Raw genomic sequence first — 16,165 nt, 5'->3', positions numbered from 1 at the left:
CCGTGGCGGCCAGGGCCGACAAGGCATCGCGTGGCGCCGGCCTGGCGTTGCCCGATGCCTTTTTCGATCGCGATGCGCGCCAGCTGGCGCGCGAACTGCTGGGCAAGGTGGTGCGCCATCGGGTCGACGGCCTGTGGCTGTCGGCGCGCATCATCGAGACCGAGGCCTATTACCTGGAAGAGAAGGGCAGCCACGCCTCGCTCGGCTACACCCACAAGCGCCGCGCCCTGTTCATGGATGGCGGCGTGGTCTATATGTATTACGCCCGCGGCGGCGATTCGCTCAACTTCAGCGCGGGCGGTCCGGGTAACGCGGTGCTGATCAAATCCGGCTATCCCTGGGTCGACGCAGTGTCGGGACCCGAGGCGCTGGCGCGCATGCAGGCCCTGAACCCCGATGCCCAGGGGCAGCCCCGGCCGCCGGCCCGGTTGTGCGCCGGCCAGACGCTGCTGTGCCGCGCGCTGGGGTTGAAGGTGCCGGATTGGGACGCGCGCCGCTTTGACCCAAGGGCGCTCTTCGTGCAAGACGTGGGCGAGTCACCGCAAGCCCTGATCAGCACCACCCGCCTGGGCATCCCGCCCGGACGCGACGAACACCTCGAATACCGCTACGTCGATCCGGCGTATGCCGCGTGGTGCACGCGCAACCCCTTGCGCCGCGGCCAGCAAGCCGGGCGAGACTACCATTGGGTCGATCAACAGGGGGCGCCCCTGCCGCGGGCGCCGTGAGGCATCAGGCGGACTGACCGTCGTCGGCGCGGCCCGCCTTGAGCGCCGCTTCGCGGGCGCGCCGGGCCATGGCGTCGCGCATTTCGTTGTATTTGCGCCGGATGCGTCGGCGGTTCAGCCGCTTGCTCCAGGCGTAGACCGGAATCAGCGGCAGCACGCCAAAGCCGTCGATCAGGAACAATCCCGACTTGCCATCGGCGTTCTGGCCACAGGCGATGTTGGCGGCTGACAGGTCGTGCAGCACCACGTGGGCATCGGCCAGGTCTTCGATGAATTCGTCCAGTTGCGCCGACAGGGCGTCGTTCATCTTGCCCTGGCGCGCGAGGTCGGCGACGGTGGGGGCGATGTTGCCGGCCTCATCGGTGATTTTCTCGACCAGCAGGCCCAGGCCCAGCGTGGTCTGCGCCACGCCCAGGACACGCGCCATCGGCACTTGCCAGACACCGGACGGGCGCGTGGTGGTGGTGACGTATTCGGTGATTTCGTTCAGGTAGACGCGGTAGGCGCTTTCGCGCTGATATTGCTTGTACCAGCGCTTGAACGGACGCGCTTCCAGGTAGACGGCGCGTGCCTGCATGTCCATGACCTTGACCAGCAGGGCAGGGGCATGGGGATGCTGGAATATGTGCCGATCCCCACCGACCGCCACCGGCGTCTCGTCATTCAGATTCAAAGGGCCGAAGACAGCGCCGAAGGCGACAGGGGGCTGGCAAAACGGGGGAAAATCAGCTGTATTCAACTGTTTTTAAGGTTTTTATGTAGTTGTTAACAGTTTAATGCCGTTGCTTGCTTTTGTTTTTGACTGGCGTCCTGGAAGTCGTTTCGGATAGATACAGGGGTCGGAACGCAGTCCTATAATTTCGCGTGCCCGGCGTGGGCAAGTCATTCATCGAGGAACGGTTTTGTCGAATGATGTTCTGCTGTGGATCGCCGCCGTGGGCGCGGTGCTGGCCTGCCTGGTGTGCCTGCTGGCCTGGCTGTCGCGGCCCGGCCGCGACGAGCGCCTGGATGCCCTGCTTGACGGGCTCGAGCGCACCGAGCGCGCCTTGCGCGCCGAGATGGCCGAGGGCCAGCGCGGCCTGCGCGCCGAATTCGCCGAATCCACCCGCGGCCTGCGCCAGGAGCTGGCCCAGTCGCAGGGTGAGCTGCGCGCCGCATTGACCCGCGATGCACAGGCGGCGCGGGCCGAATCGGCCGAGTCGCTGGCGCGCTTTGCGGCCGGCTTCGGTGACCAGTTGCAGGGGCTGATCCAGATCAGCGAGCGGCGCCTGATGGAGGTGCGCACGACGGTCGATCAGCGGCTGCAGGCGTTGCAGAATGACAACAGCGCCAAGCTCGACGATATGCGCCGCACGGTCGACGAGAAGCTGCATGCCACCCTCGAGCAGCGCCTGGGCGAGTCCTTCAAACAGGTGTCCGAGCGTCTCGAAGCCGTGCACAAAGGGTTGGGCGAGATGCAGGTGCTGGCGGCCGGCGTGGGCGATCTCAAGCGCGTGCTGACCAACGTCAAGTCGCGCGGCACCTGGGGCGAGGTGCAACTGGCCCGGCTGATCGAAGACAACATGACGCCGGAGCAATACGCCAGCAACATCAAACCGGTGCCGGGCAGCGATGCGGTGGTCGAGTTCGCCATCCGCCTGCCGGGACGCGGCGATGGCGGCGCCCCGGTCTGGCTGCCGATCGACGCCAAGTTTCCCAAGGAAGAGTACGAGCGCCTGATGGACGCGCAGGAAGCCGCCGACGCCGAGGGCGTGAAGGCGGCCGGCATCGCACTGGGCAAGGCGGTCGAGGTGCAGGCCCGGTCGATCGCCGGCAAGTACATCGCGCCGCCGCACACGACCGATTTCGCCATCATGTTCCTGCCCACCGAGAGCCTGTATGCGGAAGTGCTGCGGCGTCCGGGGCTGCTGGACCGCCTGCACGATCTGCGCATCAACGTGGCCGGGCCCAGCAACCTGGCGGCGTTGCTCAACAGCCTGCAGATGGGGTTCCGCACGCTGGCCATCGAGCAGCGCTCGTCCGAGGTCTGGCAGGTGCTGCGCGCGGTCAAGACCGAGTTCGGCAAATTCGGTGATGCGCTCGCCGGCGTCAAGAAGACGCTGGACACCGCCAGCAGCAAGATCGGCCAGACCGAGGTGCGCACCCGCGCCATGCTGCGCAACCTGAAGAGCGTCGAGGCTTTGCCCGAGGCCGAGGCGCTGCGGCTGCTGGGCGCCGGGGGCGCGGCGGCCGACGATGGCGCGGACGATCCCGCCGCTGGCGATACGCCCGCTGCGCCAGGGCCCGGCGCCTGATTCGCGCGGCCGCCGTCGGACCCGGCTTGTGACCGGGGCGCTCTGTCGATATCCTCATACTTGCGGCATTCCGCCGTCGATATCAGGAGCATCGCACGCATGGCCACCGCTGACCGAGTTGATTCCTCTTCCTTCGACGCGATGGCGCTGGGCGCCGATATCGCCCAGGGGGCCACGACGGCGCTAGCCGCCATGGAGCAGGCGCTGGAACGGGTGGCGGCACGCAATCCGTCGATCAATGCAGCCTGTGGCGTGCGGGCCGAACTCGGCCTGGAGCTGGCGCGCGCGCAGGACGACGCGCTGGCGGCGCTGTCCTCCGGACAACGCCTGGCGCTGCTGCGCGAGCAGCCGTTCCTGGGCGTGCCGACGCTGCTCAAGGACCTGGGCACCGCCGCGCTCGGCCTGCCCAGCACCATGGGTTCGGTGCTGTACGGCCAGGTGGAATGGAACGTCGATGCCGAGATCGTCAGGCGCTACCGCCGCGCCGGCCTGATTCCGTTCGGCCGCAGCACCAGCGCTGAACTGGGCCTGAGTCCCACCAGCGAATCGCCGGTCTATGGCGCGCCGACCCAGAACCCTTGGAAGGCCGGCCACAGTGCCGGGGGCTCCAGTGGCGGCGCCGGGGCGGCGCTGGCCAGCGGCATGGTGCGCATTGCCCACGGCAGCGACGGCGGCGGCTCGATCCGGATTCCGGCCTCATGCTGCGGCGTGCTGGGCCTGAAGCCCTCGCGCGGCATGATGCCGCTGGGCCCGCTCAAGGGCGAGGGCTGGGGCGGCCTGGCCACGGAACACATGATGACGTTGTCGGTGCGCGATTGCGCGGCGGCGCTGGATATCAGCGCTGGCGCCGACGTGGGCGCGCCGTACGCCGCGCCGGCCAGGCCGGGCGACTCCTATCGCGACATCGTGGCGCGGGTGTCGGCCGATCCGCGGTCGTCGCCGCGCCGCCGCATTGCCTATATCAACACCACCTACGAAGGCGAGGCCATCCATCCCGAAGTCGCGGCCGTACTCGACGAGGCCGCACGCCTGTTCGCCGGGCTGGGCCACGAATTGACTGTGGCCGCGCCGCCGGTCGGTTCCGAGGAAGTGCTGTCGCCGATGCTGCCGCTGATCGCCAGCGCCGCCGCCAACGCCATCGACAGCTTCGTCGGCGCGCGCAATCGCCGTCTGGCGGCCGATGAGTTGCAGCCGACCACGCTGGGCGCGCGCGAGTACGCCCGGGCGATTTCCGGCGCCCAGTATGTGGCTTGCGTCGATACCTGCCACGAGATCACGCGCCGTATCGGCCGCTTCCTGCATCGCGAGGGTACGCAGGGCTATGACCTGTTCCTGTCGCCGGTGCTGGCGCAACCGCCGGCACCCATCGGCCGCTATGCGATGGACAATGCCGACTACCTGGCCTACCGTCTCGGCAAGAAGGGCGTGATCGGCTATTCGCCGTTCGCGCCGCTGGCCAACCTGACGGGCATGCCCGCCATTTCCATTCCGTTCGGCCTGTCGGCCGACGGCCTGCCGATCGGCATCCAGGTCATGGGCCCGCTGGGCAGCGAGGCCTGGCTGCTGGAAATGGCCGCCCAGGTCGAGGCCCTGCGGCCCTGGCAGCGGGTGGCGCCCATCGCCAGATAGGCCCGCGGGCGGGGCGCGCCGGGACGCGGCGCATCAACGAAGAGGAGCCAGCATGCCGTCGTTCGTGACCCACACCGTACTTAACCAGGTCCCGCCCCTGGAGGCCTATTCCCTGTTCGACACCGACCCGGCGCTGCGCGAGGCGGCCGTGCGCGAGGGCGCCGGCGCCTGGCTCGGCGACCTGGGCGCGCATGGCGCGTGGCTGGGACGCGCCCAGACCCTGGCCGCCGGCGTCGACGCCAACCGCTATCCGCCGCGGCTGCAGGCCTATGACCGGGCCGGTCATCGCATTGACCATGTCGACTTCCATCCCGCCTGGCAACTGTTGATGAGCGGCATCGTCGCGCGCGGCCTGCACAGCCGCGCCTGGGCCCAGCCGGTGCCGGGCGCGCAGGTGGCGCGGGCGGCGGCGTACCTGATGCAGGGCCAGGTCGAGGCCGGCACGCTGTGTCCCACCACCATGACCTTTGCCGCCGTGCCCCTGCTGCAACGCGAACCGGCGGGCGTGATCGACTACACCGGCGATTGGCTGCCCGCGTTGTATTCGCGTGAGTTCGACGGCGCCGATGCGCCGCTGGCCGGCAAACGCGGCGCGCTGATCGGCATGGGCCTGACCGAAAAGCAAGGCGGTTCCGACCTGCGCGCGGTCACCACGCGCGCCACGCCGCTGAGCACGGTCGGGCGTGGTTGCGCCTATCTGCTGGTGGGCCACAAGTGGTTCTTTTCGGTGCCGCAGGCCGACGCCCATCTGGTGCTGGCGCAGACCGACGAGGGGCTCAGCTGCTTCCTGGTGCCGCGCTGGATTCCGGAAGGGCCACGCAACGCGGTCCGCATCCGGCGCCTGAAGGACAAACTGGGCAATCACAGCAATGCCAGCGCCGAGGTCGAGTTCGAGGACGCCTGGGGTGTCATGCTCGGCGAGCCCGGGCGCGGCCTCGCGGTGCTGCTGGAGATGGCCGCCACCACCCGGCTCGATTGCGTGCTGGGCAGCGCCGCGTTGTTGCGCCAAGCGCTGGCGCAGTCGCTGCACCACGCCTGCCACCGTCACGCTTTCGGCAAGCCATTGCTGGCGCAGCCGCTGATGCGCAATGTGCTGGGCGACCTGGCGCTGGAATCGGAAGCCGCCCAGGCGCTGGCGCTGCGCCTGGCGCGCGCGGTGGATGAACGCGCCGATCCCGCCGCGCGCGCCCTGGCGCGGGTCGGCACGCCGGCCGCCAAGCTGTGGGTCTGCAAGCGCGCGATCGCGGCGGTGGCCGAATGCATGGAGGCCTGGGGCGGCAACGGATATGTGGAGGAAGGGCCGATGCCGCGCCTGTACCGGGAAACGCCCGTCAATTCCATCTGGGAGGGCTCGGGCAACGTCATGGCGCTGGACGTGCTGCGGGCCTTGCAGCGCGAGCCCGAGGCGCTGCCGGCGCTGGACGGCGAGTTCGCGCCCGCCACCGGGCGCTATCCGGAATTCGATGCGGCGCTGGCGCGGTGGCGCGCGCTGTTGGCCGATCCGGCCCAGGCCGAGTTCCAGGCCCGCCGCATCGCTTGTGGGCTGGCGCGGCTGTGGCAGGCGGCGCTGTTGATCCGGCATGCCCCCGAGCCCGTGGCGCGGGGCTTCGTCGGCAGCCGACTGGGGGCGGCGGGCGGCGTGTTCGGCGAACTGGCGGCCGGCACTGATGTGGCCGCGGTGCTGGCGCGGGCCTGGCCGGCCGCGGCCGCGTGCTAAATTTCTCCGCTTCACTCACCTTTTTTGCGCATTCCCGCCATGCTCTCGCAACAAGAACTCAAGCAACAAGCCGCTGACGCGGCCCTGGAACTGGTTGAACAGGTCGCCGGTCCCGATGTCATCATCGGCGTCGGCACCGGTTCCACGGCCGATCTCTTCATCGACGGCCTGGCGCGTTTCAAGGGGCGGATCGGTGGCACCGTGGCCAGTTCCGAGCGCAGCGCCGCGCGCCTGGCCGGCCACGGCTTGAAGGTGCTGGACCTGAACGATGTGGCGTCGATGCCGATCTACGTCGACGGCGCCGACGAGATCGACGCCAACCTGCATATGATCAAGGGCGGCGGCGGCGCGCTGACGCGCGAGAAGATCGTGGCCTCGGTGGCCGACCGCTTCGTCTGCATCGCCGATGAATCCAAACTGGTCGAGGTCATGGGCAAGTTTCCCCTGCCGATCGAGGTCATCCCCATGGCGCGCGAGTCGGTGGCCCGCGCCATGGTGGCCATGGGTGGCCAGCCGCGCCTGCGCGATGGTTTCGTGACGGACAACGGCAATATCATCCTGGACGTGTCGGGCCTGTCGATCACCGACGCGCCCGGCCTGGAAGCCCGTGTCAACAACCTGCCCGGCGTGGTCACCTGCGGCCTGTTCGCCATCGCCGGCGCCGACGTGGCGCTGTTGGCCACCCAGAACGGCATCCGCCGCCTGGATCGCCGCGCCTGAGCGCGGACAGGAGCGGGATCGCGCGCTTGCGGGGCCTGCGGCCGCGATTCATAATCCTGTCACACTTGGGTCATAACCTTGCGGGTTGTGCAGGCCCATTCTTGATTGAAACGCTTTCATATCGGGGCAATGCAATGAGACCAACCACGCAGGGAGCCCGGATGACGGAGCACACAAACAAGCAGTTCGACGCTGATCTGGAAAGCGTCCGTTCGCAATTCTTGCAGATGGGCGGCGTGGTCGAGGCCATGATCCAGGAGGCCATAGACGCGCTGGCCAGCGGCGACCTGGCGCTGGTTGAAAAGGTGCGCGAGCGTGAAAAGGAAGTCAATCGCCACGAAGTGGAGATCGACGAGAGCATCAGCCGCATCCTGGCCCGCCACCAGCCCACCGCCATTGACCTGCGCATGTTGATGGCTGTGTCGAAGATGCTGACCGACATGGAGCGCTCGGGCGACGAGGCCGAGAAAGTGGCCACCGTGGCGCGTCGCATCCATGAATCGGAACTGCGCCACATTCCGGTGATCGAACTGCGCCACATGGCCGCGAACGTGCGCACCATGCTGCATCAGGCCCTGGACGCCTTCGCCCGCCTCGACCCGATCCTGGCCGCCGCCGTGGTGCGCAGCGACAAGGAAGTGGACAAGGAATGGAAGGGGGCGCTGCGTCACCTGATCACCTACATGATCGAAGACCCGCGCACGATTTCGCGCGCCATCGACATGATCTTCATCGCCCGCGCGCTCGAACGCATCGGCGATCATGCCAAGAACATGTCCGAGCGCGTGATCTACATGGTCAAGGGTGCCGACGTGCGCCACACCGGCGTCAAGAACACCGAGCGCCTGGCGCGCGGTGAAGAAGACACGCCCGCGTCGCAGGACGAGTGAGCGCCGCGGCGGCCCGGCCGCCGCGCTTGCCCTTGCCGGGCGCAGAAAAACCCCAGGACGCTACCCCGCGCCTGGGGTTTTTTGTGCCGCCGCCGGTTCGAGCTGCGCGCGGCGTCAGCGCGGCGGCAACTCGGCGCCCTGGCACAGCCGCGGGTCCGGCACGCCCGACTTGCCCGTGCTGATGCGGCCGGCCAGGCGCCGCCCGAAGGCCGGCAGGTCCTGCGCGCTGATCTCCAGGTCGTACCAGTCTTCGCAGCCGGCGTATTTCAGTTCCAGCGCGCCGCCGGCCGGCACCTGCGCCACGGCGCGCCAACGGTCGCCCAGGCGCGATTCGATCTGCACCGGCAGGTGCGCGTCGCCGTGGTTGATCAGGCGCAGGCGCAGGCCGGAGCTGACCGGCACCAACTGCGTTTCGAGCTGGCCGGCATCGCGCCGGTCGCCGCGGAACTGGCGGTGAAAGCCGTCCGGCCCCAGCAACCAGAGGTCATAGGCGCCGTCGCCGTCCACGCGCCAGCCGTCGTCCAGCCGCGCACCCGCGCCGACGGTGTAGCGGCGCGGCGCGTGTTCCAGCGCCAGGCGGTCGTACACATGCAGCACCGCGCCTGCCGAGCCGGGGTTGCGGAAGGTCAGGCGGTAGTGTTCGCCGTCGGCGCTCATGCGGCCCACGGCCTCCAGGGCATAGGGCAGCGCGCAGGCGTGGCGCACGCTGTCGGCGTGCCGCACGGTGCGATCGCCGGCGAAGTCGAAGGCGGAGGTCAGGTCGCCGGCCACGGCACGGCGCCAGGCGCTGATATTGGGTTCCATCACGCCGAAGCGGGCTTCGAGGAAGCGGATCACCGAGGTGTGGTCGAACACCTGCGAATTGACCCAGCCGCCTCGGCTCCAGGGCGAGACCACCAGCATCGGCACCCGCGGGCCCATGCCGAAGGCGCGCCCATGCAGGGCCGGCGGATCGTCCGGGGTGGCGGCGCTGGGGCCGTGGCGGGTGTCGTGGTATTCACCGTCCAGTTCCACTGTCGACAGGCCGCCCGGCTGGCCGGCGGCATTGCGGGCGGGGGGCGCCGGCGGCGGCATGTGGTCGAAGAAGCAGTCGTTCTCGTCGTAGGTGACCAGGAACACGCAGCCGCTCCAGACGGCGGGGTTGCGCGTCAGGATGTCCAGCACGCGTTCGGTGTAGGCGCCGCCCTGGCGCGGCGACGAGACCTCCGGGTGTTCGGAATCGGCGGCGGGGGCGATGATCCATGACACCTGCGGCAGCGTGCCCTGGTCGACGTCGCGCGCCAGATCGTCGAGGGTCCGGGTGGACAAGGCTCGGTCGCGCAGCGGCGCGTCGGCAAGGCCGGCGCCATGCTGGCGGCGGTACTGGCGAAAGCCGGCGAGAGGATTGTCATGGAAGTTGTCCGCCATGTCCTGGTAGATGCGCCAGTCGATGCCGGCGGCGTGCAGGCGCTCGGGATAGGTGGTCCAGCCATAGCCCTGGTCGGCCGGGCCGAGGCGGTCATGGGTGTTGACCAGGGCCGGGCCGCCGGCGCGCCCCTGCGGGTCATTGGTGCCGGTCCACAGGAACAGCCGGTTCGGATTGGTGCCTGCCTGGATCGAGCAGTGATAGGCCTCGCACAGCGTGAAGGCATTGGCCAGCGCCGTCTGGAAGGGCAGCTCGGCGGGGCGGTAGGCGCCCATGCCCAGGCGTCGCTTGGCCGCCAACCATTGGTCCATGCGGCCATCGTTCCAGGCGCGCTGGGCATCGTCCCAGGTGTGCGGCGTGATGTAGCCCACCGGCACGTGGCTGGCGAATTCGTCTTGCAGGGCATAGGGGCGGACCTGCGTGTTGCCATCGCGCTGGGTTAGCACGTCGCCGTCCGGGGTGGGCACGCGGTGCGGATCGGCAAAGCCGCGCACGCCCGGCAGGGCGCCGAAGTAATGGTCGAAAGACCGGTTCTCCTGCATCAGGATGACGACGTGCCGCACATCGTCCAGCGTGCCGTGCTTGCGGTCGGGGGCGATCGCGAGCGCGCGCCGGATGGTTCCGGGAAAGTCGGCGGACGAAACGGAACTCGGATCTTCTGTCATGACAGCGTTAATACGGCCTGCAATAGCGGAATCTTAAGTTGGGCGCGGCCCTCGGGCAGCCCGCCGGAAAGTGCGAAGCCCCTCGCGGGCGAGGGGCTTCGCAGAGGCGTGTCGCGCGCCGTGGCGCAATCAGGCCGAGGGCGGAACGTAGCCCTGGGCTTCGACACTGCCGTCCTCGAACAGGAAGCGCTCCATCTGCTGCTGCAGGTACTTGCGGGCGCGGGCGTCGGCCAGGTTCAGGCGGTTTTCGTTGACCAGGCGGGTCTGCACCTGCTTCCACTCTTCCCAAGCTTCCTTGGAAATGCTCTGCCAGATGCGGGTGCCGAGTTCGCCGGGGTAGGGCGGAAAATCCAGCCCTTCGGCTTCACGCTTCAATTTCACACAGTTGATGGTACGGGCCATGGTTCGCTGCCGGAAAGAATGGGTAATGGGCCATTTTAGCGGGCTTGGCGGCGCAAGGCCGCCAAGCCCCTGCGGGCACTGCGGGTAGCCGCCCGGCCAGGCCTGGGGCGTGGGCGCGTCACAGCTTCTTGATGAACACCAGGCTGTTGCGAGAGCGGTTGTAGTTGTTCTGCTTTTCGCGCGGCAGGTCGGTGATGCCGCCCGGCACGAAGCCGCGCTTCATGAACCAGTGCGACGTGCGGGTGGTCAGCACGAACAGGCGCTTGGCGCCGCTGGCGCGGGCGCGCGATTCCATGTGGCGCAGCAGGATCTCGCCTTCGCCCGAGCCCTGCCATTCCGGATGCACGATCAGGCAGGCCATCTCGGCCATGTTTTCCCCGGGGAAGTTGTGCAGTGTGGCGCAACCGTAGATCACGCCATCGTGTTCCAGCACGGTGAAGTTCTCGACGTCGCGCTCGATCACGCTGCGCGGGCGCGGCACCAGCGTGCCGTCGGCCTCCAGCGGCTCGATCAGGCTGAGGATGGCGCCGACGTCATCCAGCGTGGCGGGGCGCAGATCGTCCAGCGTGTCTTCCACCACCATGGTGCCGACGCCGTCATGGGTGAAGATTTCCAGCAGCACGCTGCCGTCCAGCGCGAACGGCACCAGGTGGGCGCGGGCCACGCCGCGCTTGACCGCCAGCGAGGCATATTGCAGGTAGGCGCCGGTTTCCTCGTCGAGCGACCCCGCGGCCAGCAGCGCGTCGGCATCCACCCGCGCCAGTTCGGTATCGACCGAGCCGTCGTCGTTCAGCACGCCCTGGCCGCTGGACAGGAAGATCAGCTTTTCGGCGCGCAGCGCCACGGCCACGCTGGTGGCCAGGTCTTCCATGGCCAGGTTGAAGGCATCGCCCGTGGGCGAGAAGCCCAGCGGCGACAGCAACACCACCGATGAGCCTTTTTCGATGGCGAACTTGAGCGCATCGACGTCGATCTTGCGCACCTGGCCGGTGTGTTTGTAATCGATCCCGTCCAACACGCCGGTGGGACGCGCGGTGACGAAGTTGCCCGAAATGACGCGGATGTGCGCGTGCGACATCGGCGTGTTGGGCAGGCCCTGGCTGAACGCGGCCTCGATATCCAGGCGGATTTCGCCGGCGGCTTCCTTGGCGCATTCGAGCGCGGCGGCGTCGGTTGGCGCCAGGCCGCGGTCGAACTGCTGGGTGAAACCCTTCAGGCGCAGTTGTTCATTGACCTGGGGGCGCGAGCCGTGCACCAGCACCAGCCGGACCCCCAGCGAGGACAGCAGCGACAGATCCTGGACCAGCGCGTTCAGCGCCCCGGCCTGCACCAGTTCACCGCCGAACGCCACCACGAACGTCTTGCCGCGGAAGGCGTGCACATAGGGAGCGACATCTCGGAACCATCGGACGAACTGGGCAGCGGCGAATTCGGGGGCTTCAAGGGCGGAGACGGTGTCTGGTTCCAGGTCGGGCATGATGGCAGGGGCAATTCCTGAGGGTCGGCAACAACGCGGCGCCAGGCCGCGTCAACGCGCCGTCGCGCGACGGCGTGGCGAAATTATATGGCGGCGGGGCGTTTATATAATAGGCAGCTAACCGGATAAATCGTACATGCCAGAATCCTCCCGCCCGCGGCCGCCCGTGCCGGCCGACGGGCCGACCCGGGCCTCGGGCAAGCCGCGCGCCGGCGCCGCGGCCCCTGCGGCGCGCCAGGCGCCCCGCCCCGAGCGGCCCATTCCCGTCGTGACCTACCCCGAAGACCTGCCCGTCAGCGCGCGGCGCCAGGAGATCGCGCGCGCCATCGCCGGCCACCAAGTGGTTATCGTGAGCGGCGAGACCGGCTCGGGCAAGACCACCCAATTGCCCAAGATCTGCCTGGAGCTGGGCCGCGGCCGCCAGAAGATGATCGGCCACACCCAGCCGCGGCGGCTGGCCGCCACGTCCGTGGCCAAGCGCATCGCCGAGGAGCTGAATACGCCCATGGGCGAGGTGGTGGGCTACCAGGTGCGTTTCAACGACCGCACCGGCCCCAATGCGTCGATCAAGCTGATGACCGACGGCATCCTGCTGGCCGAGTCGCAGCGCGATCCGCTTCTGCGCCGCTATGACACCATCATCATCGACGAGGCGCACGAACGCAGCCTGAACATCGATTTCCTGCTGGGCTATCTGAAGCAGCTGCTGCCGCGCCGGCCCGACCTGAAGGTCATCATCACCTCGGCCACCATCGACGCCGAGCGCTTCGCCCGCCATTTCGCCGCGTCCGAGGACAAGCCGGCGCCGGTGATCGAGGTTTCGGGCCGGCTCTACCCGGTCGAGGTGCGCTACCGCCCGGTGCGCGAGGAAGCCGCCGAGGACGAGGCGCCCGCCAGGCCCGGCCGCGACCGCGAACGCATGTCGGGCGACGAAGAGCGCGACCTGATCGACGCCATCGTCGACGCGGTCGACGAATGCGCCCGCCACGGCCCCGGCGACGTGCTGGTGTTCCTGCCCGGCGAACGCGAGATCCGCGAATCGGCCGAAGCGCTGCGCAAGCGCCATCCGGCGGGCACCGAGGTGCTGCCGCTGTACGCGCGCCTGTCGCAGGCCGAGCAGGAACAGATCTTCCATCCGCGCGGCAACGCGCGCCGCATCGTGCTGGCCACCAACGTGGCGGAAACCTCGCTGACCGTGCCCGGCATCCGCTTCGTGGTCGACAGCGGCCTGGCGCGCATCAAGCGCTATTCCTGGCGCAACAAGGTCGAGCAGCTGCGCATCGAGCCGATCAGCCGCGCCTCGGCCAACCAGCGCGCCGGCCGTTGCGGCCGGGTCGGTCCGGGCGTCTGCATCCGCCTCTATGACGAGGCCGATTTCAACGCCCGCGCGCCGTTCACCGACCCCGAGGTGCTGCGATCCTCGCTGGCGTCCGTGATTCTGCGGATGAAGTCGCTCAAGCTCGACGACATCGAGCAGTTCCCCTTCGTCGAAGCGCCGCCCGGGCGCGCCGTGGCCGATGGCTACCACCTGCTGCAGGAGCTGGGCGCGATCGAGCTGGCCGCGGCCGACGACGGCGACGACAGCGCCCGTACCGGCGCTTCGTTCGTCCTGACGCAGACCGGCCAAGAGCTGGCCAAGCTGCCGGTGGATCCGCGCATCGGCCGCATGATCCTGGCCGCGCGCGAACACCAGTGCCTGGCGGAAATGCTGATCATCGCCTCGGCGCTGTCGGTGCAGGACGCGCGCGACCGCCCCATGCAGGAGCGCGAGGCGGCCGAAGCCGCGCATGCCAAGTTCGCCGACGACAAGTCCGAATTCATCTCCTTCCTCAAACTGTGGCGCTGGTACGGCGAACAGGTGCAGCACAAGGCCTCGCAGCGCAAGCTGGTGAGCCTGTTGCGGCAGAACTTCCTGTCGCCCATCCGGCTGCGCGAGTGGCACGACGTCCACACCCAGCTGGCCGCGCTGGTCGGCGAGCAGGGCTGGCGTGTCAACCAGGCCGAGGCCACCTACGAACAGCTGCACATGGCGCTGCTGTCGGGCCTGCTGGGCAACATCGGCTTCAAGAGCGACGAGGGCGGCCACTACCAGGGCGCGCGCGAGATCCGCTTCCACATCCATCCGGGCTCGCGCCTGGTGAAGAAGGCCGGACGCTGGATCGTCGCCGCCGAGCTGGTCGAGACCACCCGTCTGTACGCGCGTTGCGTGGCGCGCATCGACCCGGTCTGGCTGGAAAAGGTCGGCGCCCACCTGATCCGCAAGAACTGGTCGGACCCGCGCTGGGAAAAGAAGGCCGGCCAGGTGGTGGCCAACGAACGCGCCACGCTCTACGGCCTGACCATCTACAGCGGCCGCCGCATCCAGTACGGCCGGGTGCATCCGCGCGAGGCGCGCGAACTCTTCATCCGCCAGGCACTGGTGCCGGGCGAAATCGACACGCGGCTGGCCTTCGTGGCCCACAACCGCAAGCTGATCGCCGGCATCGAAAAGCTGGAGCACCAGACCCGTCGCCCCGACATCCTGGTCGATGACGAGCTGATCTACGCCTTCTACGACCGCCAGCTGCCGGCCGACATCTCGCAGACCGCGACCCTGGAAAAATGGGTCAACGGGCTCGACAAGGCCGCCGCTGCCCGGCTGCTGCTGACGCGCGACGAACTGATGCGGCACGAGGCCGCCGGCGTCACCACCGACGTCTTTCCCAAGAAGGTCGAGTGGCAGGGCGTGTCGATGGCGCTGGACTACCACTTCGAGCCCGGTTCGCCGCGCGACGGCGTGACCCTGGCGGTGCCATTGTTCGCCCTGAACCAGATCGATCCGGCGCGCTGCGAATGGCTGGTGCCCGGCATGCTCAAGGAAAAGGTGCACCTGCTGCTCAAGTCGCTGCCGCAGAAGCTGCGCCGCCACTGCGTGCCGCTGCCCGACTACGCGGCCGGCTTCTACGACCGCTGGTTCGAGCGCCTGGGCGATCCCCAGACCGGCCTGGTGGACGCGCTCATCGCCGACATGTGGGATCAGGTGCAAGTGCGCCCGGCCGCCGCCGACTTCAAGCTCGAGACGCTGCCCGCGCACCTGTTCATGAACTTCCGCGTGGTCGACGAGCACGGCCGCATGCTGGCTGCCGGCCGCAACCTGGCGCAGTTGCGCGCCGAGTTCGGCAAGCAGGCCCAGGCGACCTTCCAGCAACTGGCCGCCAGCGACACCCAGGTGGCGCAGGCGCTGGCGCACGAGAACCTGACCTCCTGGACCTTTGGCCCGCTGCCGGAAATCATGGAGATCAAGCGCCGCGGCCAGTCGGTCATCGGCTACCCGGCGCTGGTCGACCGCGGCGCGCATTGCGACCTGGACGTGTTCGACGATCCGGACGAGGCCCGCAAGGCGCACCGCGCCGGCCTGCTCAAGCTGTTCCGGCTGGGCCTGCGCGAGCAGGTCAAGTTCCTGGAAAAGAACCTGGCCGATCTGACCAAAATCAGCATGCTCTACATGACGCTGGGCACGCAGGAGGAACTGCGCGACCAGATCATCGACTGCGCCCTGGGACAGGCCTGCCTGGCCGAGCCCTGGCCGGTCAACGCGCAGCAGTTCGAGGCGCGCCGGGCCGAAGGCAAGGGGCGGCTGGGCCTGCTGGCGCAGGAAGTGGCGCGCCTGGCGGGCGCGGTCCTGACGGAATACGCCGCCCTGCAGCGCAAGCTGCCGCAGGCCAAGCCGCATGCGGCGGCCTATGCCGACCTGCAACAGCAGCTGGGGGCGCTGATGCCCAAATGGTTCATCCGCGACACCCCCTACGCCCAGCTTTCGCATTTCCCGCGCTATCTCAAGGCGGCAGTGGCGCGCATCGACAAACTGCGCGCCGATCCGGCCCGCGATGCCAAGCTGGTGGCCGAGATGGCGCCGCTCCTGACCCAGTACCAGCGGGCCCGCTCGGCGCTGAAGGGGGCGTCCGACCCACGCCTGGACGAGTTCCGCTGGCTGCTGGAGGAACTGCGGGTGGCCTTGTTTGCGCAGGAACTGCGCACGCCGATGCCGGTGTCGGTCAAGCGCCTGATGAAGTCCTGGGAATCGCTGCAACGCTAGGGGCGGCGGCCACATAGGGCTTTTCGCCCCGCTGCTGGCGCCCGGCGGCGGGGCGGCGCGAGCCGTCCCGTATTACCGCCGGATTTCAGTCGTTTTCTGTTCAGTGACGCGTCATCTGGTTATGCTCCAATGCGCGGGCCTTCACCCCGCTCCCTGGAGCATC

At 68.7% G+C, this 16,165-nt stretch carries 11 protein-coding genes; 7 read left to right on the top strand and 4 right to left on the bottom strand.

The window, feature by feature from the left end:
• Positions 1-2: 2 nt before the first annotated feature.
• Positions 3-728, top strand: a complete 726-nt coding sequence (locus tag K2W61_RS27410; RefSeq protein WP_175135204.1) for a DNA-3-methyladenine glycosylase — start codon at positions 3-5, stop codon at positions 726-728.
• A 4-nt stretch (positions 729-732) separates the two neighbouring features.
• On the opposite strand, the gene K2W61_RS27405 is transcribed toward K2W61_RS27410, so the two are convergent.
• Positions 733-1,467, bottom strand: coding sequence for a YrbL family protein (locus K2W61_RS27405; RefSeq protein WP_175135203.1), 735 nt, complete (start codon positions 1,465-1,467; stop codon positions 733-735).
• Between the two features lie 163 nt (positions 1,468-1,630).
• Between K2W61_RS27405 and K2W61_RS27400 the strand changes: the two genes are divergently transcribed.
• The 5 genes from K2W61_RS27400 to phoU all read left to right on the top strand — a co-directional run bounded on the left by K2W61_RS27400 (position 1,631) and on the right by phoU (position 7,978).
• Positions 1,631-3,022: a DNA recombination protein RmuC gene (locus K2W61_RS27400; protein WP_236757123.1), complete on the top strand. Its 1,392-nt coding sequence runs from the start codon at positions 1,631-1,633 to the stop codon at positions 3,020-3,022.
• A 99-nt stretch (positions 3,023-3,121) separates the two neighbouring features.
• On the top strand, positions 3,122-4,651 hold the full coding sequence (locus K2W61_RS27395; RefSeq protein ID WP_175135202.1) for an amidase: 1,530 nt from the start codon (positions 3,122-3,124) through the stop codon (positions 4,649-4,651).
• 52 nt (positions 4,652-4,703) lie between these two features.
• Positions 4,704-6,368, top strand: a complete 1,665-nt coding sequence (locus K2W61_RS27390) for an isovaleryl-CoA dehydrogenase (protein ID WP_236757122.1) — start codon at positions 4,704-4,706, stop codon at positions 6,366-6,368.
• A gap of 39 nt (positions 6,369-6,407) precedes the next feature.
• A complete protein-coding gene (gene rpiA, locus K2W61_RS27385; RefSeq protein WP_175135200.1) occupies positions 6,408-7,088 on the top strand; it encodes a ribose-5-phosphate isomerase RpiA in 681 nt (226 codons plus the stop codon).
• 161 nt (positions 7,089-7,249) lie between these two features.
• Positions 7,250-7,978 carry a phosphate signaling complex protein PhoU gene (gene phoU / locus K2W61_RS27380; RefSeq protein WP_175135199.1) on the top strand — a complete coding sequence of 243 codons (729 nt, stop codon included), beginning with the start codon at positions 7,250-7,252 and terminating at the stop codon, positions 7,976-7,978.
• Between the two features lie 114 nt (positions 7,979-8,092).
• Here phoU and K2W61_RS27375 read toward each other — a convergent pair whose 3' ends face one another.
• From K2W61_RS27375 to argA, 3 genes are all read right to left on the bottom strand, one after another.
• Positions 8,093-10,048: a phosphocholine-specific phospholipase C gene (locus tag K2W61_RS27375; RefSeq protein ID WP_175135198.1), complete on the bottom strand. Its 1,956-nt coding sequence runs from the start codon at positions 10,046-10,048 to the stop codon at positions 8,093-8,095.
• 129 nt (positions 10,049-10,177) lie between these two features.
• The gene (locus tag K2W61_RS27370; RefSeq protein ID WP_006393887.1) at positions 10,178-10,450 is read right to left on the bottom strand and encodes an oxidative damage protection protein; all 273 of its coding nucleotides are present in this window, start codon (positions 10,448-10,450) and stop codon (positions 10,178-10,180) included.
• A gap of 118 nt (positions 10,451-10,568) precedes the next feature.
• Positions 10,569-11,927 carry an amino-acid N-acetyltransferase gene (gene argA / locus K2W61_RS27365; RefSeq protein ID WP_175135197.1) on the bottom strand — a complete coding sequence of 453 codons (1,359 nt, stop codon included), beginning with the start codon at positions 11,925-11,927 and terminating at the stop codon, positions 10,569-10,571.
• Between the two features lie 136 nt (positions 11,928-12,063).
• Between argA and hrpA the strand changes: the two genes are divergently transcribed.
• Positions 12,064-16,002, top strand: a complete 3,939-nt coding sequence (hrpA, locus tag K2W61_RS27360) for an ATP-dependent RNA helicase HrpA (RefSeq protein WP_236757121.1) — start codon at positions 12,064-12,066, stop codon at positions 16,000-16,002.
• Positions 16,003-16,165: the final 163 nt, after the last annotated feature.

Origin of the sequence: Achromobacter pulmonis, assembly GCF_021733725.1 — a bacterium.
Classification (GTDB): domain Bacteria; phylum Pseudomonadota; class Gammaproteobacteria; order Burkholderiales; family Burkholderiaceae_B; genus Achromobacter; species Achromobacter pulmonis.
The sequence above is the reverse complement of the archived record's forward strand: the minus strand, read 5'-3'. Positions and strand labels throughout refer to the sequence as shown.